Genomic DNA, 22,105 nt, shown 5'->3' on the forward strand with positions numbered 1-22,105 from the left:
GCGATTCCGCCCCTCACCGCAGATGCTCGGGCCAGGACTTGAGGTAGGCCTGGGCGTTGCGCCGAACCTCCTCGAGCGAGTCACCACCGAACTTCTCCAAGGCGAAGCGCGCCAGTGTCAGGTTCATCATGGCTTCGCCGATCACCGCGGCGGCAGGCACGGCGGTCACATCGGAACGCTGATGGATGGCCTGGGCAGGCTGGCCGGTGGCCACATCCACCGTGCGAAGGGCCCGGGGCACCGAGGAGATGGGCTTCATGGCGGCCCTGACCCTGATGGGCTGGCCATTGGATGTGCCACCCTCCAGACCGCCTGCATGGTTGCTGAGTCTGCGGATGGTACCGTCAGGACCGGGCTCCATCTCGTCATGGGCCTGTGATCCCGGGCGGTCAGCCTCCCTGAATCCATCGCCGATTTCCACGCCCTTGATGGCCTGAATGCCCATGAAGGCGCTGGCCAGGGCCGCATCCAGACGTCGGTCGTCCTCCACGTAGGTGCCCAGCCCCGCAGGCACACCATAGGCAATGACCTCGAAGACCCCGCCGGCGGTGTCGCCGTCCTTCTTGATCTGGTCGATTCTGGCCATCATCCGCTTCTCGGCATCCTTGTCCAGGGTCCTGACCGGAGAGGCATCTAGGGCGGGTCCGTCCTCAGGGCCGGGCGTGACCTCATGCCCCTCCAGGCCGACCCCGGCTATGGAGATGACATGGGAAACGGTCCGTATCCCCAGGGCCTGCTGCAGGAAGTCGGCGGCCACCGATCCCAGTGCCACTCGGGATGCGGTCTCCCTGGCAGAGGAGCGCTCTAGGACCGGACGCGCATCCGTAAACCCGTACTTGCGCATGCCGGTCAGATCGGCGTGGCCGGGCCTGGGCCTGGTCAGGGGGGCGTTGCGACCGGTCGCCGGGGACTCCTGATCGGCGGGCAGCTCGTCCACGCTCATGATGCGCTCCCACTTGGGCCACTCCGTGTTGCCGATCTCGATGGCCACCGGTGAACCGAGCGTCCGTCCATGCCTGACCCCGGTCAGCAGACGCACCTTGTCCTGTTCAAAGCCCATCCTAGCCCCGCGACCATAGCCCAGCCGACGACGGGCCAGGGCCGATTCGATATCCTTGGTGGATACGGCGACTCCTGCGGGCAGACCCTCCATCATGGCCACCAGGGCCTCTCCGTGGGATTCCCCTGCCGTCTGCCAGCGTAACATATTCAAGCTCCTCGTTCGTTCCTCGTTTGCCAGGTTAGGGCTACCTATGATTATCTTAGAAGATGGTCTACCTCATCCCAGCGCCGGGACTGCTGACCGCCCTCCTCCTGGCCCTGATCGACATCCGCTCCCGGCGAGTCCCACGTCTTCTGGTGCTCTTGGGACTGGTGCTGCAGGCTGTGACCCTGCTGGGCTTCTCCCTGATCCAGGGTCGTCCTATGCTGCTGGTGCAGTGCCTGCTGCTGACTCTGGCATGTACAGGCCTTCAGCTCCTGCTGGCCCTGGTCCGACCCGGCGCCCTGGGACTGGGCGATGTGACGGCAACGGGTCTGGTGGCCCTGAGCCTGTCTGTTCTGGGATGGACGGCCATCCTGGTCTGGTGGCTGATGATGGGCCTGCTGGGGCTGGCCGCCCTGGCTCTGGTCTGGTTGGCCCGTCGCCGCGGGTCGGTCAGGACAGACGACCCTCTCTCGCTGGCCTACGTCCCGGTCATCCTGGCCGCAGCGGTGGTGGCCCTGATCATCGAAGCCCTCTAGGACCGGCAACTGGGATCCAGGGACAAGGCGCTACCTGCCCTGCTCGTTGTGCTGGGACTCCCAGGCCTTGTACTCCTTGACGTCGCGGTTGAACTGATCCGGGTTGTCGCTGAACCTGGTCTCTCCCGTGTCCATGTTGACGGTCACGAAATAGAGCCAATCGCCTGACTCGGGGTGCATGACCGCCTGGATGGCCTCGTCTCCCGGGCTGCCGATGGGGCCTGGTGGCAGACCCTGATGGACCCTGGTGTTGTAGGGGTCGTTGGCATTCTTCAGCATGGCATCGGTCAGCTTCAAGGCGGAGACATTGTTGGAGTAGGCCACGGTGCTGTCCATGCCCAGGGGCATTCCCTTGGCCAATCGGTTTTCGATGACCCGGGCCACCTTGCTGTAGTATTCCGACTTGTTTACCTCGGCCTCGGTGATGGAGGCCGTGTTGAGTATGGTCTGCCGCTCCTGGCCACCTGGCACGCCCAACTGGTCCAGGTGCTCGATCCGCTTGGAGACCAGGTTGCCCAGGATGGCCTTGGCCGAACCTGCCTTGCGTACGTCGTACTCGCCAGGCTGCAGCCAACCCTCGAAGTTGCCCTGCGCCTCCTGGGGCAGGATGTCCTCGCCCTTGGCCTGAATCAGGGCGTCGAATTCGCTCTGCGGAACCCCGGAGAGCTGGGCGGCCCGGGCGACCACATCGCGGACCCGCTCGCCGGCCCTCACCTGCAGGAAGCCTCCGGCCTTGCTTCGGTCGGTCAGAATGGCCACCACGTCAGAGGCCTTCATCCGCAGACGCAGATCGAAGGTGCCGGGCAGGAGCCTGGATTCGGACTGTGCGCTGGTGATGGCGTGCAGGAAGGCAGCCGTGGATTTGACCACCCCGGCCTTGACCAGGTTGGCACCCACCTGATCAGCCCCCTGGCCACTCTCGACCGTGAACTCCAGGGGCTGTCCGCCCGGGCCTGGATAGTCGGGGGCGACCTCCTTGGTGGCTACGATCCGTGGGGCGCCATGGCGCAGTCCGCCCACCAGGATCACCACGCAGGAGGTGGCCAGCACAACAGCCAGGGTGACGATGACGATCATGATCTGCTTGCGATGTTTGCGTCTCTCCCGCCGACGGCGCATCTCACGACGTGAACGAGGAGGACGCGGCGGCATAGCGGAAACCGGGGCCTGCCCGTCGGCAACCCACTGGACCTTGTCCTGGAAGAAATCCTGCATGTCGTCGGCCAATTAGCACTCCTTGTCGGCACGTTGGTCGTCCAGGGCCGACTGCAACAGCACAACAGCGGACTGCTGATCGACCACGGGACGATGTCTTCGCCCGTCCACGCGGGCATCATACAGCTGACGATGGGCGCTGACGGTCGTCAGTCGTTCGTCTCGCAATACTACACTGGGCAGCTGCTCAGGGGCAATGTCGGCATCGTATGCATCCTCCTGCAGACGACTGGTCAGGGCACGCACCCAACGGGCCGCCTTTTTGGCGCTGCGACCAGCCTGGCCGCTCAGAAGCAGGGGGTGTCCGACCACGACTCGGGACACGCACTTGTCCATAATCAGGTCTTCCACCTGGTCCAGGGCCTGAAAGTAGTCGCCCTGAACCCTGATGTTGCCAGCGGGAAAGGCCAGGGTCAGCTCCGGGTCCGACAGGGCCAGACCCACCCTGGCTTCGCCAAGATCCACCCCCAGCCACACGGCTGTCTGTGATCCCACGGGAGAGCTCAGCCCTCTCGGACCTGATCACTCAGGTCTTTCAAGGCCCGATCGATGGCCGAAGCATCCTGGCCGCCGCCCTGGGCGAAGTCAGGCTTGCCGCCGCCTCCTCCTCCCAGGACCCTGGAGGCCGTCCTGACCAGGTCGCCGGCCCTGAGACCGCGGTCACGGGCCGCCTGGTTGGTGGCTACGAAGATGACTGGCTTCTCATCCTCGCTGACTCCGGCCAAGGCGACCACAACGGGATATTCATCGCCCATGCGGGCCCTCAGGTCTGTCACTGCCTTGCGCAGGGCATCGACCGAGCCGAAATGCCCCATATTCCGGGATGCGATCTTGACTTCGCCCGGAGCATGCAGGGCCTGGCTGGCCAGCTCGGGCACTGCCTGGGCCATCTGCTGCTCATAGGTGGCCGCCAGTCGGCGGTCGGACTCCTTGAGCTTGGCCAGCAGGGCAGAGATCCTGGACTCAAGCTCGTCAGGGCGGGCGTTGAGCTTGTCGGAGAGCTGAGAGACAAGGGCGTGCTCACGGGCGTTGTATTCGTAGGCCCCCTGACCCACCACGGCATCGACACGACGGACGCCGGTGCCCACCGAGGCCTCGGACATGATGGAGACCGCGCCGATCTTGCCCACGTGGTCCACATGGGTTCCCCCGCAGAGCTCACGGCTCCAACCGTCCTCGCCGATCGAGACCACACGGACCACGTCGCCGTACTTCTCCCCGAACAGGTGCATGGCACCCAGGGCGATGGCGTCGTCGTATTTCATCTCCTGAGCGGTCACGGCCAGGTTGTCCCGCAGACGATCGTTGACACGGGCTTCCACCGCATCCATGGCCTGACGGCTGGGGGCCTGCGACCACTGGAAGTCGAAACGCAGCCTGTTGGGTGCATCCTCGGAACCGCGCTGCGTGGCCTGGGGGCCCAGTTCCTCTCGCAGGGCCTTGTGGACCATGTGCGTGGCGGTGTGCGAGCGGGCGATGGCACCGCGCCGGTTCCGGTCGATGGTGGCCGTGACCTTGGCCTGCAGGGTCAGCGTTCCTTCGGTCAGTCGGCAGCGGTGGATGGTCAGCCCCTTGATGGGCCTCTGCACGTCGTCCACTTCCAGTACGGCCCCATCGTCGGTCAGGATCTCCCCCTGGTCGGCCAGCTGGCCGCCGGCCTCGGCGTAGAAGGGAGAGCGGTCCAGAATCACCTCAACCTGGGCGGGCGCCTTGACGGCCGGAACCGCTCCCTTGCCCTCCTGGATGATGCCCAGGACGGTCGAGCGGCTGGAGAAGTCGGTGTAACCCAGGAAGACCTGAGGCTCGTCAAGGTTCTTGCGCATATCGTCGTAGACGCTCAGGTCCACGTTGTGCCGCTTCTTCATGGCATCGGCGCGGGCCCTGGACTTCTGCTCGTTCATGAGCTTCCGGAACTCGTCCTGATCCACCTTGACGCCCTGCTCGGAGGCCATCTCCAGAGTCAGTTCGATGGGGAAGCCGTAGGTGTCATGCAGGGTGAAGGCATCCTTGCCGGAGACCTCGGGTTCGCCCTTCCCGCTCTTGGCCTTGTTGACGGCCGTATCCAGAATGGTGGTTCCCTTGTCCAGGGTCCGACGGAAGGCCAGCTCCTCGCCATAGGCCGATTCGGCCACCTCGGAGAAGGTGTCGTTGAGCTCTGGGTAGCTGGGGGCCATGGCATCCTTGGAGACCGGGAAGAGCTGGGGCAGGACCTCCTGGTCCACACCCAGCATCTTCATGGAGCGGATGGTCCGGCGCAGCAGACGGCGCAGCACGTAGCCACGGCCGACGTTGCTGGGGCGGACGCCGTCGCTCATGATCATCAGGGCCGAGCGGACATGGTCGGCCACCACACGGAAGCGTACGTCATCCTGGGCATCGTCGCCGTAGTGCCGGCCAGACAGGCTCTCGGCAGCCTGGATGACGGGATAGACCTCGTCGGTCTCGTAGATGTTCTGCTTGCCTTGAAGCAGGTAGGCCAGGCGCTCCAGGCCGGCGCCGGTGTCGATGTTCTTGTGCTCCAGCTCCCCCACGATGTGCAGGTCGGTCTTGGAGCGTACGTTGTCCACCTCGTAGTTCTCGAAGACCAGATCCCAGATCTCGATGTACCGGTTCTCGTCGGCCGAGGGGCCGCCCTCCTTGCCATAGGCAGGGCCGCGGTCCACATAGATTTCGGAGCAGGGGCCGCCGGGGCCAGGGCCGCCGGTGGTCCAGAAGTTGTCCTCCATGCCCAGGATCTCCATGTGCTCGGGGTCGAAGCCCTCGTTCTTCCACAGGGAGCGGGCCTCGTCATCGTCGGTGTAGGTGGTCACCCAGATCGTTTCGGGGTCGAAGCCGTAGCCGCCCTGGTCCTGGGGCTTGGTCAGCAGGTCCCAGGCATAGTGGATGGCCTCCTCCTTGAAGTAGTCCCCGAAGGAGAAGTTGCCCAGCATCTGGAAGAAGGTGCCGTGACGGGTGGTCTTGCCCACCTCGTCGATGTCCAGGGTGCGCACGCACTTCTGGTTGCTGGCCATCCGGCTCCTGGGCGGGGTCTGCTCCCCCAGCAGGTAGGGGATGAAGGGGACCATGCCGGCGATGGTGAAGAGCGTGGTGGGATTGGGCGAGATCAGGGAGGCGGAGGGAACCACCAGATGATCCTTGTCCTGGAAATAATCGAGGAAACGCTTGGCGATTTCCGATGTGCGCATGCTGCTTCTGCTCCTTCAGACCCGGTGAACGCCGAGGGGATAACGGGTCGTCCAAATGACTCGGTTGTCCGGGGTGCGAACAGGTCGCCCGCACTCCGGACTCTTAGCTGAATATGGTGATTTTACACCGGCCAGGCGCATCTGTCCTGGCCTGTCCGCCCCAGGCTCAGCCCTGGAAACGGTCCAGATAGCGGCGGTCCAGCTCATCCTGCCGCTGGTGCATGGTCTGGGTGAACTGGCGTACCAGGCCGGACAGGGTCCGTGAGGCCACCTGGTCCTGGTCCTCGCCCAGCACGAATTCCCTTGCACGCTTGGGGGTATTGGCCCTGACATAGGCCTCGGCCTTGGTCACCAGGACTACGCCTGCCGTGACGCCCAGGCCCATCCAGAAGATCCGTTTGAACATCAGCGGGTACCCCCCTCGTTCCCTTGGCCGTCATTGGCCTTTTTTGCTGTGGAGGACTTGGATTCGGCGCTGTTGCGGCCACCAGAAAGGAATGACGAGATCGTCTTGCGCAGGGCATAGAGGAAGGCTGCCACTTTGATGACCGGCTTGCCCAGCATCGATCCGTACAGGTCGGTCAGGGCGCCGAGGTTGCCTGCCGTGGTCGAGGCCGCTGCGGAGATGCGATTGACGTCGGTCAGGGTCTGGTTGAGCTGGGTGACCGTGCTGGTGGACTCGTCCAGGGTGGGCACGACATGGTCGCCCGCCTGCTTGATGGTCTGTGCCAGCTGGTCGAAGAGCTTCCCTAGACGAATCAGGGGATAGATCAGAAACCCTGCCAGGATAGCGAAGGCAATGGCCGCTATCAGGCCGGCAATCTGTCCTACGTCCATCTGCTACCTCTCTTCCATTGGTACGATACTGGGGACAACGCTAGCACGCGCCGTCTATCAGACCAGGCCATGACCGGCCGGTTGAAGCCGGTTCAACGGTTGAAGGACCGAACCTGCAGGGCGCGCTCAAAGGGGGCCTCCGTATCGAAGTCGAATATGGTGACGCTTCCGTTGCTCGGGCGGCTGCTGGTGTCATAACGCCCGCCGCCGAATCGGTTGACCAGACTGAGCAGGGTGTTGCCGTGCGAGATCAGCAGGACACGGTCGCCATCTTTCAGATGCGGGTCAGCGGCAATCAGTGCGAATCCGCCGGCAATGCGCGTCCAGTACTCGCTGTCGGACTCCGCGTCACCGAAGGGATCGGCCTCCTTGAGGAAGTCCCTGGTAGCCGCAAGGCCGAACTGATCCACAATCTGCTGGTAGGTTCCCGCCCCATGAGGCGCGCCTGCGGCCCACCAGGCCATGGCCATGTCCTGCCCCTCGAAGTAGCCGTAGAACTGCTCGCGGAAGTGGCTGTCGCTGACCGGCTCAGGCTTCTTCTCCGACTGGTTCTGGTCCAGGATTCTGCGGACTGTCTCCTGGGCGCGTGTGGTGTCCGAGCAGTAGGCGGCAGCAAAGTTCACCTTGCTCAATTTATGGCCCGCACGGTCGGCATCCTCCAGCCCCGATGCAGTCAGCGGCGAGTTGGACCAGCCTTGAAGACGGTTGTAGCGGTTGAAATAGGTCTGCCCATGGCGGACGGCATACAGATGGAGCAACATGCCCCCATTATCCCACCCATGTCCCAGCAGGCTCGGCAGATCCTGACATGCAAAAGGCCCCGGACGGACCGGGGCCTCAAAGTTACTAGTGGAAGTTCCTAGTGGTCAGCGAGCGTAGAACTCGACCACGTACTGGATGTTGATCTGAACCGGGATCTCCTCCGGCTCGGGCTTGCGGACCAGGCTGGCCTTCAGGGAGGCCAGGTCCACGTCCAGGTAGCCGGGGACTGCGGGCAGCACATCCCGGTGGACGCCTTCGGCGGCGATCTGGAAGGGGACCATGGTCTGGCTCTTGGGCTTGACCTGGATGGTCTGGCCGGGCTTGACCCTGTAGGAGGGACGGTCCACGATGTTGCCGTCGACCAGGATGTGGCGGTGAACCACGTACTGACGGGCCTGGGCGGTGGTGCGGGCGATGCCGGCGCGCAGGACCAGGTTGTCCAGGCGGCACTCCAGCTCGCGAAGCATGGCGGCACCGGTCTGGCCGGACTCATGGGTGCCCCGCTCATAGGCGGCACGCAGTTGCTTCTCGGAGACGCCGTACTGGGCGCGCAGCCTCTGCTTCTCGCGCAGACGGACGGCGTAGTCGGACTCGGTGCGACGGCGGCTGCGGCCGTGCTCGCCGGGGCCATAGGGGCGCTTCTCGAACAGGCGCTGGGCCTTGGGGGTCAGGGCGATGCCCAGAGCGCGGGACAGGCGGACCTGGCGACGCGCACGCTGAATGTTAGTCATTGATGCAATCCTTACTTGCTTCTGTCGTTATCTGAACGAAGACGGCCGGAACCGTCGAGTCAGGCCTCTCCAATGCTTCACCGTGCCAAGCACGAACGACCTTGCGGCCGCCGACCCATTGATGGGCTGAGACTCCAGATAGGTCCGCGCACAAATGCGCAAACCAAGTGTTCATTAAACCACATGAGCCCGACCGGCGACAGTAGGTATGTTGTGATATATTCATACCAACGGTCGGTATGATATTCAGTCAAGGCTGGCTGACTCCCCCCAACCGATCAGCGACGACTCGTCTCAGCGACCTGAAAGGAAAACGGCCATGGCCCGCAACGCACATCCTGAGCTGACGCAGGAACGAATCATCAAAGCCGCCACGGAGCTCTTCACCCGTCAGGGCTACGACAAAACCAGTATGCAGGACATCATCGATGCGACCGGAGGCCTGAGCAGAGGGGCCGTCTACCACCATTTTCGATCCAAGGAAGACCTCTTCGACGCCGTGGCCGACAGGTTGATGAAGGCGATGAGTGAGACGACCGGCAAGAACCATGCTCGCTCGAAGCAAGGCACGGCTTTGGAGCAGCTGCAGTCCCTCTTCTCCACCAAGCGAGCGCAAAAGAGACTGGATGCCGCGAATCTGATGTTCCGCAAATTCAACCCAAAGGCCAATCCCAAGATGATCGGCATGGAATTCACCGCCTTGGTGGACGAGCGGGACGACTTTGTCGACCTGATCACACAGGGCAATCAGGACGGATCAATGCATGTGAACCAGGTCGAACAAGCCGCGGAGATCCTCCGCCTGCTGGCCAACATGTGGCTGCTGCCCTTCTTTCGCCAAGGCACGCAAGCTGAGCTGCGCACCAGAGCCGCCTGTTTCTTCACGATCATGCAAAGCTTGGGCATCCCCCTGCAAGATCAGGGATTCTCGGACCTTCTGGCATCCTTCGGCACCGACGCCAAAAGCAACGACCATGAGAAGACTGAAAGCGAAGTCGCGATATGAACCCGCCCGCTCACGACCAAGCTCCAAGTAGAGACCGCTCCAAGGGCAGAGGGCTGCTGACACTGCCCTTCATTGCTCTTCTGACGACTGAGATTCTCTCCAATCTGGGGCAAACATGTTTGGTCTTCGCCCTTCCGCTTCACCTGCTCAACATCTCAGGATCGGCATCCCTCTATGGCATGGTCTCTGCTCTGGCGGTCCTTCCATCCATACTCCTGACCCCCCTGGGCGGAGCTCTGGCCGACCGGCTGCACAAGCAGTCCACCATGGCGGTGCTGGACATTCTGTCAGCATTGACCGCCTTCTTGTACATCCTGATAAGCCAGAAGATTGACCCGGTTTTTTTGACCGTGGCCTGCATGATGCTGGTCAATGCCTACAGGGCCTGTTACAGCCCAACCGTGCAAGCAGCCCTTCACTGCCTGGCGGACAGCAAAGACCTGACCCGCGCCTCAGCCCTGGTTTCCCAGGCGATCTCCCTGGTGGGAATGATCGGGCCAGTGTTGGCTGGCATGGTCATGGGCTTCTTCGGAATCATGCAAGTGGTCGGGGTTGCCGCCTTGGTCTGTCTTCTCTCTGCCGTCTGGATCAGAATTGCCGTCAGGATTCCTGAACCAGCACAGGACACCTCCCAAGGTCCGAGAGCACTGGTGGGCCATCTGGTCGCGGACACCAAAGCCGCTGCACAATTTCTGGTCAGGCACAGCAACCTCAAAGTGGTCATAGGACTCAGCCTGGCGGCCAACCTGATCTTTGCCTCGTACATCAACGTGGCCCTGCCATATATGATCACTCGGACACTGGGTCTGAGCAATGCCATGCAGGGGCTGGCCGAAGGGATACTGGCCTGCGGGAGCCTGCTTGGAGCCATCCTGGTGTCCATCCGCCCAACCTGGTTCTATCTGCAACGGATACCCATGCTGCTCTCGGGCAGCGCCCTGGTCCTCCTGCCCATTGCAGCAGGACTGCTTCTGCATTTGCCGACTTATGTCCTCTTCGCCCTGGTAACCGGATGCATGGCTCTGGCTGCGGGAATGGTGCAGACGGTCAACATCACTTCCATGTCCTACGAGCAGATTCATACCCCTGCAATGCTGATAGGCAAAGTAATAGGGCTGACCAACAGTCTATGCATGTGCGCGATTCCGCTGGGACAGGCCGCCTTCGGCCCGCTGATCGACCACTGCCCCATGACCCTGATCATCACTGGGGTGGTCACGGTGACACTACTGACATGTCTGATTGCCAGACTGGCCATGAAGCCGGATGAATGATCAACGAAGTGAAGGCCTTTTGAATGCCGCGCCGGCGCTTTTTCGCCATTGACGACCAGGGACCCATCGCTTAGCGACATAGACACAAAAGCGTCTCAATAAGGCTGACAGGCCTTACTTTGCTGAGGGGACTGTCTCGCAAATCCTCCGAGTGAAGGCGTCGCGGCGTTCAGGTGTATCAATCTTCGAATCTATGCAGCCCAGAATGCTGGCCCCGGTGAATTTGATACCGCAGAATTTCAGGATGGAGTACTTCCATCGGGTCACGGTGGAGCCATACATCTTGGAGACGAAGGCCGGCCCATGGCTGCTACTGATAATTTGCGCCGTCTTGCCTCTGAGCAGCCCCTCCGACTTAAGGCTGCTCTCATATCTGTAGGCAAATTGGGGCGTGAGTACCCTATCCAGCCAGCCCTTGAGGATGGCCGGTTCGCCCGCCCACCAAATGGGGAAGACGAAGACCAGATGATCGGCTCGTGCAACCATGTTTTGATAACGCTTAGGCGCTGATTCGTCCTCCATGTGCTTGACATAGCCGTAGCGAAGCACTGGGTCAAAGTCTTCCTGGCTGAGGTCGATCATTTCGACCGTGTGGCCTTTACGCCGGGCAGCTTGTGCATAAGCCTGGGCGTTGGTGTGGCTGAAACTACCTCCATAGGGTGATCCTTGAATAACGAGTATGTTCATATCATTTACTTCTTCAGTTGTGCTGCATTCGGTTTTGGCTCTATTCTCCAAAATTATTTTATATTCGGTAGATTACCATAAGCAAAACCGTTGACAGAAAGATGATATGAATGCGGAAAAACTACCCGATCATGCTGGGGTCGGAACTGACAGGAGCGACCAGGGTGGCCCGCGTGCGCATCAGGCGGGAGACCATGAGACCGAGGCAGGCATAAGCCAGTGCAAACAGTGCGACCACGGTCAACGGAAGACCCCAGGAGGCCGGACCTGCTGCGCTGGAATCCATGATTGATTGGACTGCTGTGTTGTACCACCAGCCCGGCGTCAATTTGCCGATGGTCTGCATGACCGGAGGCAGGGGGCCTCCCGAACTTGACCCGGAGGTGAACATAACCACCAGGCCGAAGATGACCCCTACCGAGTTTATGAGAGAAGAGGAAGGATTGAACTGAGCAAGCATGAATCCAAAGGAGGCCGCCGACACAGCGAATATCAGCATGACGAAAAAGCTCAGCAGCACCCTCCCCCAGCCAAGCGAAACCAAGGACACCCCTGACGCCGCCATGCTGAAAGCGACGAGTGCCACGTAGTATAACCAGGAGAAGCCCGCCAGGATGAGGGCTGCTGTGAGCTCCTGTCCGTTCAGGCTGCTTGATCGCATTGGAGAGGCAAGCAGGCGGCGATGTCGGTCGGGAGAACTGAAGGCTCCGAAAAGCGTAGCAACACAGACCGTCAGCGCTGTCATCAGGGGAAAGGCAGCCAGGCCGACGGTGGTGGCGAAGCCTTCCAAGAGGGCGCCATGGTCATCATCCTTTGGGCTGGCATGGATGCCCACATGTGGCTGGCTGCTGGCATAGTGCGATACTGCATAGGCAGCCGCATCCTCGATCGCTGCAGACGAATGCAGCTTCATGGGACCGTTTTGACCCAGATCTGGTAGCAGAGCAGTGCGAAGAGCATCGAAATAACTGTCCACCTGCAGTTGTGCCAAACTGCCGCGGCTGGAATTATAGGAGGCAGCTGTTTCAACTTTAGGGAGATCAGTGGCTTTGCTACCGCTGTGAGCTTGGGCAGCAGTATCTTCAAGCGCATCAAGAAAGCGTTGGCCATATCCCGCTGGAATGATGACGGTCAAATCGCTTTTGCCGGATACATTGGCGTCCTGCAGGGCTTGAGGCTTATCTTCGACTGTCACCAGTTGGGCCGACTTGCCCAGGTACCGCTCCAGACCTTGGCCCAGCTCACAACCGACCTGGTTGCCACGGTCCCTGTTGATAACGACTATTTTCGCCTTCGCGGGTTCAAAGCGCCCAACCGAGCTTGAGGCATTGGCACGTACCGCGGCCTGCATGTTTGTGGAACCGATGACAATCATGATGAGGCTCATCCCCACCAGGTACAGGAGGAGGTAGAACTTATGCGCCCAGATGACGCGCAGTGCCGTTTTACAAGTATTCATAACGTTGTTTCCTTAGGAACAGACCACAGATGGCCAGAAAGACGGCGGTCATGATAACCAGGATGCCGCAGGTCCGGGTGAAGGGTGCCAGGCTGTCGTAGTAGACGATGTCGTAGAAGAGGTTGGAGACCTGCTTGACGGGGTTGATCAAGTGAAGGATCGGAGCGTGCTCCTGGATGGCGTTGTTGAGGTCCATAGCCAGGCTGCCGTAGAGACCGATGAAGGCGCTCAGCGTGCAGTCGATGCCTATGACCAGGCCAACCTTCGTTTCGGTGGAAAGTTTGGGAATGGCGCCCATCATAGAACCGAAAGCAGTGGCCATGAAGGTGCCCACGGCGATGGCTATGAGAGCTATCGGGTCACGGCCGCCGGTTTGCACGCCGCAGACTGTGCGGACGAAGATGTAGGCGACCAGGAGGCTGACTGCGGAGAAGAGCCAGGAGGCCAGGAAGGCACCTGCTGCCTGCCGCCACTTGGGGCTGGGAGAACTGGCCCGTCGGGCTCCCAGGGCTGAAAGGTTGGGCTGGGTCCTGGCAATCATCTCTGCTGCGGTGCTGGCGCCGATAAGGCAGGCCATAGCGAGCACGGCAAAGAAGTAAGGTGCGGTCATCGAAGGATTGATATGGGTCAGACGGATTTGCTTAGTGTAGGTCTGTTGGCCGGATTGCAGCAGTATTTGAGTATTTGGCAAGGCCAAGGTTGAGCTTGCCGAGTTGGCCTGATTGAAGCTGACTAGCGAGGCGGAGAGAATAGAGACCGTTATGCCTTCTGAGGCAGTTGAGTCGGATTGGATGTTGGCGGCTTCACGATCGGACAGGACCATGTTGACCCGTCCGTCAGAACCCGCGTACAGGTAGCCGATGTCCTTCTGACTATCCAGACGTGTGTCTGCTTCGGCCCTGGAAGCCACTGTCGTCGGGATAAGCAGCTGAGTCTCATCGGTCCCTGCCTTGGGTTTCTTCGATAGTGATGAAACCAATTCGTCAGCGCCCAGGCTGGCTTTCCAGTTGGCGTCAGAGACTATGGCGAAATGTTGCGCCTCGGCAGAGTAACCGTCTTGCAGGTTGCCCATGATGCCCAGCATCAGAGCGGCCAATATGACTGGAAATGCCAGTACCCAGAAGAGGGAGGAGGTGTTGCGTATCGAGGTCTTGACGTTGATCAGGAATGAGTTCCACATGAATAGGTGCTCCTTACGGCAATTGAGCCTGGGACCGCGCTCAGTCGCGCAGTTCCTTGCCGGTCAGTTCCAGAAACACGTCGTTCAGGGATGGCGGACGGCTGGTCAGGTGGCCGTAGCTGGTCTGGGTGGATTCCAGGACCGTCAGCACATCCTGCAGGTTGTGCTCGCCCTGCCGGCAGTGGATGACCAGCTCCTTGCCGTCATAGTCGACGGACTGGGTCAGAGGCAGGGCGCGGATCTTGGCCAGAGTGGACTCCTGCAGGTCCAGGGTCTCGACGGTGACCTGCTCGCCGGCCTGGACCATGCCCTTGAGTTTCTCAGCAGTGCCCAGGGCGATCTGTCGGCCGTGGTCCATGATCATGATCCGCGTGCAGATCTGCTCCACCTCCTCCATGTAATGGCTGGTGTAGACCACGGTGGCCCCCTGGGCGTTCAGCCGCTCGATGCCTTCCAGGATGGCGTTGCGGCTCTGGGGATCCACGGCGACGGTGGGCTCGTCGAAGCAGATGAGGTCGGGCTGATGGGCGATGCCACAGGCGATGTTGAGCCTGCGCAACAGACCGCCCGACAGCTTGCCGGGACGGAACTTGCGGAAGTCGCCCAGCCCTACGAAGTCTATGGCCTGTTCCACCAGCTCCTTGCGGTCGGCCTTCCTAGGCACATAGAGGGAGCAGAAATAGTCAATGTTCTCCTGCACGTTCAGTTCATTGAAAACAGCCACATTCTGTGGAACCACGCCGATATGACTTTTGAGGTCATAGGAGGTCGGGGTCATCTCCTGCCCGAATATCCGAACCGTCCCCGATTCATAGCTGAGCAGTGCCAGGATGCAGTTGATGGCGGTTGACTTGCCTGAACCATTGGGGCCGAGCAGTCCGAATACCTCACCACGACCGACTTCCATATCGAAGTGGTCCAAGGCCACCATGTCACCGTAGCGCTTCACCAATGCTCTGACCTGCAAGGCCGGCTCTTGCTCACGTGAACTGTTCATGATTCCATCATCCCAGCTATGGCTGGCCCAACACCGTGACAGCCGTCATCGATATTGTGGATGTTCGAATCAGACCTATTACATTTGTCATGGGTACTCCCGCATGCGGATAGGCGCAGGAAGGGGTAGCCCGCCAATTATTATTTGAGACAGTAGGACAACAGGGCGAGGAGACATTCATGGGCAGGATAGCTGGTTGGCTGGTCCTGCTTGCTTTGGGGACCTTATGCGGATCATGGTATGGTTCAGGGGTTTCAGCAACCCTGATCGCCGGCCTCCTGGCCTCTCTAGCCGCAGGGGCCCTGTGTGAATGGCTGCTGCCGGCGCCAGGTTCCATGTGGGGCGGCGCTCTGGTGTCGCTTTTGGCAATGTTCATACCTGTCTGGCTTTTCTTCTTGCCGGCTCTGGCCTTCGAGGCGGGAGTCGGACTCGGAACCATGGTTCCAGCTACCGGATCAGCCGACTTTAAAAACACCCAGGCCAAGGACTCTGTGCTGGCCTCCCTCAGGCAGCTCTTGGCCTTGCTGCCTGCATTCTTTTGGCTGATACCTGCCATCACTGACCTCATACTGTTCAGAGGCCTCACCCAAGGCTATGCGCTGCTTGCTTTGTTGACATCAGCACTGACGCAAGGCGGCGGACTGGCATGTGCGCACTTGGCCGTGGCTAAGGGTCGTGAATGGCGGATTGAAGACACCGAGCGCTACCGGATTCGCCAATTGCACGGCCGCATCAACGACCTGGACGAGGAGCGGGCCCAGGCAACCCGGATGGCGCATTTATCCGAGCGAACCCGGATCGCCCGAGATATTCATGACAATGTGGGCCACCAGCTCACCCGCGCCATCATGCAGATCCAGGCTGGCCGTGCGGTGGCTGAAAGCAAGGGCGATCAGGCTACCGAGCATATGCTGGATGATGTCGGCAAGACCCTGAATGAGGCCATGACCACAATTCGTCGTTCGGTGCATGACTTGGAGGATGAGGGCACCGACTTCGCATCCCAGATGGAGGAAGCCAGCTCCGAGGCTTCTATGGGGCGGCTGAAGGTCGATCTGAACAACGGCATCGAGACAGCGCCTGCACCAGTGTGCCGTTGCCTGGCCACCATTGTTCGTGAGGCCCTTACCAATACGATCCGCCATTCTTCAGCCAAGTCAGCGCAGGTGGTTCTGCGCGACCTTCCGGCCTTCTGGCAAATGGTGGTGCAGGATGACGGCGGGAGTCAGCAGTCGCAGCCTGACGGCACGCACCCAAAGGAGCCAGAGCTCCAGCGCGGCATGGGGCTGGCTGATATGGAGGCCAGGGCCAGAGCCTTGGGCGGCACGGCCAACAGCGGTCCCAACCGACAAGGATGGAAGGTCTTCGTATCCTTGCCCAAGGAGCCCTGGTCCAGCCACAGCACAGATGAGCAAGTAGAGGATAAGAAGGTCATGGCATGAAAGTCGCTATCGCTGATGACGATCCGATTGTCTGCTCATCCCTGTCAACGATTCTGACGGCTACCGGTACTGCAGACGTGATCTGGACAGCCAATGACGGCCAGTCAGCCCTTGAGAGTTTTCAGGCCCCTGGCGGCAGGCCTGACGTGCTGCTGCTTGACGTGCAGATGCCGGGCATGGATGGCCTGGAGGCGGCCGAACGCATCATCGCCATGGATTCGGCTGCCCGTGTGCTCTTTCTGACCACCTTTGCAGACAAGGAATATATTTCCCGCGCCCTGGCCCTGGGAGCCAAGGGGTATGTGATCAAGCAGGACGTGGCCTCGGTGGTGCCGGCCCTCCAGGCCGTCATGGCCGGGCAGACGGTTCTCGGAGCCGAGGCCGTGGCTAATCTGTCGCTTGGTAAGCAGGAGGAGCAGACGCGAAAGGACCCGTCCAAGCCTGTTCCCCGGCGCTTCCAAACCTTGACCGACCGCGAACGTGAAATCGTCGCTCTGGTGGCCGATGGCCTCGATAACCAGGCCATCGCCAGGCGGCTTTGCCTCAGCGAAGGCACCGTCCGCAATCACATCTCCGCCATCCTGGCCAAGACCAACCTGGCCAACCGCACCCAGCTCGCCGTGGAATGGCTGTCCTCGCAAGAGTCATGAACGCATAGATTCTGTGGTCCCGTCCGTGGGTAGGTCCTGATTCTCGATCGTTCAGAGCTTTTCGATCGGCGCCAAGCGCAGCATCAGCCTCTTGGTCCCCTCGGAGCCGAAGTCCACGGTCAGGACCGAGTTGTGCCCCTTGTCCTGAATATCGACCACCTTGCCCAGGCCATACTGGTCGTGGGCCACCCTGTCCCCCAGGGAGAAGTCCTGGATGGACAGGCCATTCGACTTGGGCTGGGCCGAGGCCCTGCCAGCGTGTGAGGTTGACGATGAGCCTGTCGTGCTCCGCCGGGTCGTGACCCTTCCATTTCTGGAGGAGGAACCGAACGGCCGCTGCGAGGAGGCCCGCGAGCGCCCGTACCCATTGCGGGAAGAGCCGAAGCCGGAGCCGAACCCGCCGAATGAACGATGGCCGAATGCACGGCCGTCGCTTTCATCCTCGAAGCCGCCGAATTCGTCCTCATCATCACCCAGGTCCCAGCCTGTGCGCATCCGCTCGTTGCCTGCCTGCCTACGCTTCCAGTCGATCAGCTCATCAGGGATGTCATCCAGGAACTGGCTGGGCAGCATCTCATTGACCTGCCCCCACTGGGAGCGGACGGCCGCCCGGGTGAGGTAAAGACGCCGCTTGGCACGGGTCACGCCCACATAGGCCAGTCGACGCTCCTCCTGCATCTCGTCGGCATCCTCCAGGCAACGTGAGTGTGGGAAGGTTCCCTGCTCCATGCCGGTCAGGAAGACCACCGGATACTCCAGACCCTTGGCCGTGTGCAGGGTCATCAGCGTCACCTTGCCCGAGTCATCGCCCAGGCCCGGCAGCTGGTCCGAGTCTGCCACCAGTGCCGTGGTCTCCAGGAAACCGGCCAGCGTGGCGTCGGGAGTCTTCTGCTCGAACTCGGCTGCCACGGACTGCAGCTGGCCAAGGTTCTCCAGCCTGGAGGCATCCTGCGGATCGACTGACTTGCGCAGCTCATCCAACATGCCGGACTCCTCCAGAACCTTCTCAACAATCTGGGACGGCTTGGTATCGTGCTCTGCGGCAAAGCCGGTCAGGGAGGTGATCAGATCCCTGAAGGCCTTCATCCGCTTGACCATCAGCGTGGAGGCCCCGGGTACCTCCTCGATATGCTGCACCCCCTGCCAGAAGGAGACCTGATGCAGATCGGCATAGGAGGTTGCCGCCGCCTCGGCACGTGCGGCCAGGCCGCGCTTGGGCACGTTGAGTATTCGCCGCATGTTCACGTCGTCCTGGGGATTGGCGATGGCGTGCAGGTAGGCCAGGGCGTCCTTGATTTCCTTACGCTCGTAGAAGCGGGTCCCGCCCACCAGCTGATAAGGCAGACCGGCGTTGATCAGCCCCTCCTCCAGGGCGCGGGACTGGGCGTTGGCCCGGTACATGATGGCCATGTCGGAGTAGGGAATGCCCTCCTCGCTGCGCAACCGGGCGATCTCGGTGGCGATCCATGCGGCCTCCTGCTGGGCGTTGTCGGCTGCATAGCCCACGATGGGCTCCCCCTTGCCCAGGGCGGTCCAGAGTTTCTTGGGCTTGCGCCCCTCGTTCTTGACAATGATTGCGTTGGCCGCATCCAGAATGGTCTGGGTGGAACGGTAGTTCTGCTCCAGGAGTATGGTCCGGGCTCCGGGGAAGTCCTTCTCGAAGTCCCTGATGTTGCTGATGTCGGCCCCTCGGAAGGCATAGATGGACTGGTCCGAATCGCCCACCACGGTGATCCAGGCCTGGTCCTGCTTGCCGGCATCGGCACCGGCCAGCTCACGCATGAGCACGTACTGGGCATGGTTGGTGTCCTGGTACTCGTCCACCAGCACGTAGCGGAAGCGATGGTGGTAATACTGCGCCACCATCGGGGACTGCTGGAGCAGCTGGACCGTGCGTACGATCAGATCGTCGAAGTCGACCGCGTTGGCCTGAGCCAGCCGGTGCTCGTACTCGGCGTAGACCACGGAGTAGAGCTCTTCCTCGTTACCGAAACGGGCGGTGATCTGCTGGCCACGCTGACCGGGCCGGTAGTCGGGGGCGTACTCCTGCAGCTGCGTGCGCCAATCCTGCAGGTTGTTCTTGTAGTCGGAGATGTGGCTCAGAATGTTTCTGGGGGTGTAGCGCTTCAGATCGATGTTCAGATCCTTGCCGATCAGCTTGATCAGGCGCTCGGAATCGGCCGTGTCATAGATGGTGAAGCCTGATCGCAGGCCGATCTCCTTGCCATCCCGCCTCAGAATGCGCACGCAAGCCGAGTGGAAGGTAGACACCCACATGCGGTCGGCCACGGGCCCGATCAGCCGGCGCAGACGCTCGCGCATCTCCGATGCTGCCTTGTTGGTGAAGGTAATGGCCAGAATCTGGCTGGGCCAAGCGCCGAACTGGCTGAGGATCCAGGCGATTCTGCGGGTCAGCACCCTGGTCTTGCCCGAGCCTGCACCTGCACCGATCAGCAGGGCCGGCCCCTGGTATTGCACTGCCTCGGCCTGCCGATCGTTGAGTCCCTTGAGCAGCTCCTTGGCGCTGCGCTGGATCAAGTCCGGTTCCTCGTTCACAAGCCACCTCTTGCCATCTGGTCTCCGTCACCATCACAGGCCGGATGGCGCACACCCGGCAAAGAACCATTTCTACCACAAAGCGGTGTCATCGATCTTGGCTCATGGGTTAGCCAGCAAGCATACGAACAGAAATAAAGACCCCGTCCGCCTTAGATAGGGAAGGCGAACGGGGTTTAGTCGGGGAAGTCGAGATGACCCAGTCAGTTGCGCACTTGGTCCTTGGCGTTGTTGACAGCCTCGGTGGCGCCCTGCTCAGCCTTGGCCTTGCCGACCTTGGCATCGGCCTTGGCCTGGTCCATCTTGTCGGAAGCGGCGTCCTTGGCGTCGCCCATCTTGTCCTGGGCAGCGTCCTTGGCGTCGCCCATCTTGTCGGCAACGGCGTCCTTGGCATCGGATGCCTTGTCCATAACGGTGTCCTTTACATCGCCAGCGACATCGGAAATCTTCTCGCCGGCAGACTTCATGGCATCCTTTGCATCATCCAGAATCCCCATATGGTCCTCCTTAGGTCCTTGAACGCACCGTGACGATGCGTGACCATTGCGGTCAATTTTCACTGTAACAGTCAGGGCCTTGAATCCGCGGATTGACGGGCTGACACGCCAGGAAGACACTCCAATCCGCTGGAGGTGAAACCTGGCGGATCAGGGCGGCCGGACAACAGTCCCAGAACCGGGTTATCTTGGTGTCTATCCGTCGGGACCATAGGGGCCCCGCATTCATGACGACAAGGACGATGACATGCAGGAACTTGAGGAGCGAATCCGCCGCCAGGGCACGGTCAAGCCTGGCAATGTACTCAAGGTGGACGCCTTCCTCAATCATCAGTGCGACGTGCGGCTCTTCGACCACATGGGCGCTGAATGGGCCCGCCTGTTCGCCGGTCACCGGATCGACAAGATTCTGACCATCGAGGCATCCGGCATCGGCATAGCCTGCCTGGCCGCCCGCCACTTCGGGGACGTGCCGGTGGTCTTCGCCAAGAAGACCCAGTCCATCAACCTTGACGGCGACCAGTACACGGCCCGCATCTACTCCTTCACCAAGCAGCGTGAGTACCCCGTCATCGTGGCCAAGCGCTTCCTCAAGGAGGGCGAGCATGTGCTGATCCTTGACGACTTCCTGGCCAAGGGCAACGCCCTGCACGGTCTGATCGACATCTGCCATGATGCCAAGGTCGTCATCGAGGGCATCGGCATCGCCGTGGAGAAGGGCTTCCAGGAGGGCGGCCGCACCCTGCGCAAAGAGGGCTACAACCTCAAGTCCCTGGCCATCGTGGAAAGCATGGACCCGGACCAGGGCACCATCACCTTTGCTCCCAATCCTGCCTGAGTAGGTCGGCACCCGGTCCGGGTCGCATAAACGATGGACTCAGTCCACCTGATGCTCGCTGGTGCCGCCCTCAAGAATGGTCTTCACGTCGTTCAGCGAGATGTTGACCATGGCGGTCACGGCGGCATCGGTGTAGAAGCCGATGTGGGGCGAGACCTCGACATTGGGCATGGCCTTGAGGGTCTCCAGGGCCTGGTTGTCGACCTTGGTCCCGCTCAGGTCCTTTTCGAAGATGCCCGCCTCCCCCTCAATGGTGTCGATGGCGGCACCCGCGATGGACTTGGTCTGCAGGGCCTTGATCAGGGCCGGGGTGTCCACAATGGGGCCGCGGGCGGCGTTGATCAGGAAGGCCGAGGGCTTCATGGCATCCAGGGCCTGCGCGTTGATCAGATGGTGGGTGGTCTCGTCCAGCGGCGTATGAACGGTGACGATGTCGGCCCGCTTCAAAAGCGTGGGTAGATCCACGTAATCCAGGGTGTCTGCCAGCTCGGGGCGGTGAACCGGATCGTTGGCGATGACGGTGGAGCCCAGGGCCCGGAAGATCCTGGCCACGGCGGATCCGATCTTGCCAGCTCCGATGATTCCCACGGTCAGGTTGTGAATCTCATGGGCCTGAAGCCCAGCCCAGGTATAGTCGTCCTTTGACTCGCGAGCGCTGGCCTCCCCCAGATGCCGGACCAGACGCATGACCTGGGCCAGGACCAGTTCGGAGACCGATCGAGGCGAGTAGGCAGGCACGTTGGTGACGACCAGCCCGTTCTCCCGAGCGGCCTGCAGGTTGACGATGTCATACCCCGTGATTCGCAGGGTCAGCTGCTTGAGGCCATAGTCCTTGAGCCGCTGGTAGAGCTCCGGCTCGGGCAGGGCCGCGTGCTGCTGGATGACGATGCCGTCGTATCCCTTGATCATGTCCACGGTCTTCATTCCCAGATCGTGGTCGGTGGTGTCCACCTGAATGTCATTGGCTTGCGCCCAGGCCTGAATGGCCTCCTGCTCGTCGGGGCGCACTGAATACATGAGAATACTGGTCATTTTCTAGTCCTTGG

21 protein-coding genes are annotated in these 22,105 nt (G+C 61.2%); 6 read left to right on the top strand and 15 right to left on the bottom strand.

What is annotated here, in order from left to right; all coding sequences use genetic code 11:
* Window positions 1–13 precede the first annotated feature (13 nt).
* The gene (gene aroC, locus H3S97_RS05750) at window positions 14–1,207 is read right to left on the bottom strand and encodes a chorismate synthase (RefSeq protein ID WP_198219925.1); all 1,194 of its coding nucleotides are present in this window, start codon (window positions 1,205–1,207) and stop codon (window positions 14–16) included.
* A 62-nt stretch (window positions 1,208–1,269) separates the two neighbouring features.
* On the opposite strand from aroC, the gene H3S97_RS05755 reads away from it, so the two are divergent.
* Window positions 1,270–1,743: a peptidase A24 gene (locus H3S97_RS05755; protein ID WP_198219926.1), complete on the top strand. Its 474-nt coding sequence runs from the start codon at window positions 1,270–1,272 to the stop codon at window positions 1,741–1,743.
* 30 nt (window positions 1,744–1,773) lie between these two features.
* On the opposite strand, the gene mltG is transcribed toward H3S97_RS05755, so the two are convergent.
* The 7 genes from mltG to rpsD all read right to left on the bottom strand — a co-directional run bounded on the left by mltG (window position 1,774) and on the right by rpsD (window position 8,473).
* Window positions 1,774–2,970: an endolytic transglycosylase MltG gene (gene mltG / locus H3S97_RS05760; RefSeq protein ID WP_198219927.1), complete on the bottom strand. Its 1,197-nt coding sequence runs from the start codon at window positions 2,968–2,970 to the stop codon at window positions 1,774–1,776.
* On the bottom strand, window positions 2,971–3,453 hold the full coding sequence (ruvX, locus tag H3S97_RS05765) for a Holliday junction resolvase RuvX (RefSeq protein WP_198219928.1): 483 nt from the start codon (window positions 3,451–3,453) through the stop codon (window positions 2,971–2,973).
* An 8-nt stretch (window positions 3,454–3,461) separates the two neighbouring features.
* Entirely contained in the window at window positions 3,462–6,143 is a 2,682-nt protein-coding gene (gene alaS, locus H3S97_RS05770) for an alanine--tRNA ligase (RefSeq protein ID WP_198219929.1), read from the bottom strand.
* 166 nt (window positions 6,144–6,309) lie between these two features.
* Window positions 6,310–6,549, bottom strand: coding sequence for a hypothetical protein (locus H3S97_RS05775; RefSeq protein ID WP_024627396.1), 240 nt, complete (start codon window positions 6,547–6,549; stop codon window positions 6,310–6,312).
* A complete protein-coding gene (locus tag H3S97_RS05780; RefSeq protein ID WP_198187135.1) occupies window positions 6,549–6,980 on the bottom strand; it encodes a DUF948 domain-containing protein in 432 nt (143 codons plus the stop codon). The genes H3S97_RS05775 and H3S97_RS05780 overlap by 1 nt, the downstream gene beginning before the upstream one ends.
* A gap of 92 nt (window positions 6,981–7,072) precedes the next feature.
* A complete protein-coding gene (locus H3S97_RS05785) occupies window positions 7,073–7,741 on the bottom strand; it encodes a histidine phosphatase family protein (protein ID WP_198187136.1) in 669 nt (222 codons plus the stop codon).
* 105 nt (window positions 7,742–7,846) lie between these two features.
* A complete protein-coding gene (rpsD, locus tag H3S97_RS05790; protein WP_015021916.1) occupies window positions 7,847–8,473 on the bottom strand; it encodes a 30S ribosomal protein S4 in 627 nt (208 codons plus the stop codon).
* Window positions 8,474–8,792: 319 nt separating this feature from the next.
* Between rpsD and H3S97_RS05795 the strand changes: the two genes are divergently transcribed.
* Window positions 8,793–9,479, top strand: a complete 687-nt coding sequence (locus H3S97_RS05795; RefSeq protein WP_198187137.1) for a TetR/AcrR family transcriptional regulator — start codon at window positions 8,793–8,795, stop codon at window positions 9,477–9,479.
* Window positions 9,476–10,753 (top strand): MFS transporter, encoded by a 1,278-nt coding sequence (locus H3S97_RS05800; protein WP_198219930.1) that lies wholly within the window; start codon window positions 9,476–9,478, stop codon window positions 10,751–10,753. The genes H3S97_RS05795 and H3S97_RS05800 overlap by 4 nt, the downstream gene beginning before the upstream one ends.
* Before the next feature lie 114 nt (window positions 10,754–10,867).
* Here H3S97_RS05800 and H3S97_RS05805 read toward each other — a convergent pair whose 3' ends face one another.
* The 4 genes from H3S97_RS05805 to H3S97_RS05820 all read right to left on the bottom strand — a co-directional run bounded on the left by H3S97_RS05805 (window position 10,868) and on the right by H3S97_RS05820 (window position 15,076).
* Complete coding sequence (locus H3S97_RS05805) at window positions 10,868–11,491, bottom strand: NAD(P)H-dependent oxidoreductase (protein ID WP_232342432.1); 624 nt, start codon at window positions 11,489–11,491, stop codon at window positions 10,868–10,870.
* Between the two features lie 70 nt (window positions 11,492–11,561).
* Window positions 11,562–12,899, bottom strand: a complete 1,338-nt coding sequence (locus tag H3S97_RS05810) for an ABC transporter permease (protein ID WP_198219931.1) — start codon at window positions 12,897–12,899, stop codon at window positions 11,562–11,564.
* Window positions 12,886–14,079 (bottom strand): ABC transporter permease, encoded by a 1,194-nt coding sequence (locus H3S97_RS05815; protein WP_198219932.1) that lies wholly within the window; start codon window positions 14,077–14,079, stop codon window positions 12,886–12,888. The genes H3S97_RS05810 and H3S97_RS05815 overlap by 14 nt, the downstream gene beginning before the upstream one ends.
* A gap of 40 nt (window positions 14,080–14,119) precedes the next feature.
* Entirely contained in the window at window positions 14,120–15,076 is a 957-nt protein-coding gene (locus H3S97_RS05820; RefSeq protein ID WP_198219933.1) for an ABC transporter ATP-binding protein, read from the bottom strand.
* A gap of 179 nt (window positions 15,077–15,255) precedes the next feature.
* On the opposite strand from H3S97_RS05820, the gene H3S97_RS05825 reads away from it, so the two are divergent.
* Together H3S97_RS05825 and H3S97_RS05830 are read left to right on the top strand one after the other, a co-directional pair.
* A complete protein-coding gene (locus tag H3S97_RS05825; protein WP_198219934.1) occupies window positions 15,256–16,518 on the top strand; it encodes a sensor histidine kinase in 1,263 nt (420 codons plus the stop codon).
* Window positions 16,515–17,168, top strand: coding sequence for a response regulator transcription factor (locus H3S97_RS05830; protein WP_198219935.1), 654 nt, complete (start codon window positions 16,515–16,517; stop codon window positions 17,166–17,168). The genes H3S97_RS05825 and H3S97_RS05830 overlap by 4 nt, the downstream gene beginning before the upstream one ends.
* Before the next feature lie 51 nt (window positions 17,169–17,219).
* Here the strand turns inward: H3S97_RS05830 and H3S97_RS05835 are convergent, their stop codons facing one another.
* Together H3S97_RS05835 and H3S97_RS05840 are read right to left on the bottom strand one after the other, a co-directional pair.
* Window positions 17,220–19,724 carry a UvrD-helicase domain-containing protein gene (locus H3S97_RS05835; RefSeq protein WP_198219936.1) on the bottom strand — a complete coding sequence of 835 codons (2,505 nt, stop codon included), beginning with the start codon at window positions 19,722–19,724 and terminating at the stop codon, window positions 17,220–17,222.
* Between the two features lie 203 nt (window positions 19,725–19,927).
* Entirely contained in the window at window positions 19,928–20,221 is a 294-nt protein-coding gene (locus H3S97_RS05840; RefSeq protein WP_045924523.1) for a hypothetical protein, read from the bottom strand.
* Between the two features lie 247 nt (window positions 20,222–20,468).
* Between H3S97_RS05840 and H3S97_RS05845 the strand changes: the two genes are divergently transcribed.
* Window positions 20,469–21,059, top strand: coding sequence for a xanthine phosphoribosyltransferase (locus H3S97_RS05845; RefSeq protein ID WP_198219937.1), 591 nt, complete (start codon window positions 20,469–20,471; stop codon window positions 21,057–21,059).
* 39 nt (window positions 21,060–21,098) lie between these two features.
* Here the strand turns inward: H3S97_RS05845 and H3S97_RS05850 are convergent, their stop codons facing one another.
* Window positions 21,099–22,091, bottom strand: a complete 993-nt coding sequence (locus H3S97_RS05850) for a D-2-hydroxyacid dehydrogenase (RefSeq protein ID WP_198219938.1) — start codon at window positions 22,089–22,091, stop codon at window positions 21,099–21,101.
* Window positions 22,092–22,105: the final 14 nt, after the last annotated feature.

This window comes from Bifidobacterium choladohabitans (assembly GCF_016102005.1).
Lineage (GTDB): Bacteria > Actinomycetota > Actinomycetes > Actinomycetales > Bifidobacteriaceae > Bombiscardovia > Bombiscardovia choladohabitans.

What these genes read in the sequence shown, in the direction of transcription:
- aroC (WP_198219925.1), bottom strand. Translation starts at nt 1,207, where the DNA reads ATGTTACGCTGGCAGACGGCAGGGGAATCCCACGGAGAGGCCCTGGTG.
- H3S97_RS05755 (WP_198219926.1), top strand. Translation starts at nt 1,270, where the DNA reads ATGGTCTACCTCATCCCAGCGCCGGGACTGCTGACCGCCCTCCTCCTG.
- alaS (WP_198219929.1), bottom strand. Translation starts at nt 6,143, where the DNA reads ATGCGCACATCGGAAATCGCCAAGCGTTTCCTCGATTATTTCCAGGAC.
- H3S97_RS05775 (WP_024627396.1), bottom strand. Translation starts at nt 6,549, where the DNA reads ATGTTCAAACGGATCTTCTGGATGGGCCTGGGCGTCACGGCAGGCGTA.
- H3S97_RS05780 (WP_198187135.1), bottom strand. Translation starts at nt 6,980, where the DNA reads ATGGACGTAGGACAGATTGCCGGCCTGATAGCGGCCATTGCCTTCGCT.
- H3S97_RS05785 (WP_198187136.1), bottom strand. Translation starts at nt 7,741, where the DNA reads ATGTTGCTCCATCTGTATGCCGTCCGCCATGGGCAGACCTATTTCAAC.
- rpsD (WP_015021916.1), bottom strand. Translation starts at nt 8,473, where the DNA reads ATGACTAACATTCAGCGTGCGCGTCGCCAGGTCCGCCTGTCCCGCGCT.
- H3S97_RS05795 (WP_198187137.1), top strand. Translation starts at nt 8,793, where the DNA reads ATGGCCCGCAACGCACATCCTGAGCTGACGCAGGAACGAATCATCAAA.
- H3S97_RS05800 (WP_198219930.1), top strand. Translation starts at nt 9,476, where the DNA reads ATGAACCCGCCCGCTCACGACCAAGCTCCAAGTAGAGACCGCTCCAAG.
- H3S97_RS05810 (WP_198219931.1), bottom strand. Translation starts at nt 12,899, where the DNA reads ATGAATACTTGTAAAACGGCACTGCGCGTCATCTGGGCGCATAAGTTC.
- H3S97_RS05815 (WP_198219932.1), bottom strand. Translation starts at nt 14,079, where the DNA reads ATGTGGAACTCATTCCTGATCAACGTCAAGACCTCGATACGCAACACC.
- H3S97_RS05820 (WP_198219933.1), bottom strand. Translation starts at nt 15,076, where the DNA reads ATGAACAGTTCACGTGAGCAAGAGCCGGCCTTGCAGGTCAGAGCATTG.
- H3S97_RS05825 (WP_198219934.1), top strand. Translation starts at nt 15,256, where the DNA reads ATGGGCAGGATAGCTGGTTGGCTGGTCCTGCTTGCTTTGGGGACCTTA.
- H3S97_RS05830 (WP_198219935.1), top strand. Translation starts at nt 16,515, where the DNA reads ATGAAAGTCGCTATCGCTGATGACGATCCGATTGTCTGCTCATCCCTG.
- H3S97_RS05840 (WP_045924523.1), bottom strand. Translation starts at nt 20,221, where the DNA reads ATGGGGATTCTGGATGATGCAAAGGATGCCATGAAGTCTGCCGGCGAG.
- H3S97_RS05845 (WP_198219937.1), top strand. Translation starts at nt 20,469, where the DNA reads ATGCAGGAACTTGAGGAGCGAATCCGCCGCCAGGGCACGGTCAAGCCT.
- H3S97_RS05850 (WP_198219938.1), bottom strand. Translation starts at nt 22,091, where the DNA reads ATGACCAGTATTCTCATGTATTCAGTGCGCCCCGACGAGCAGGAGGCC.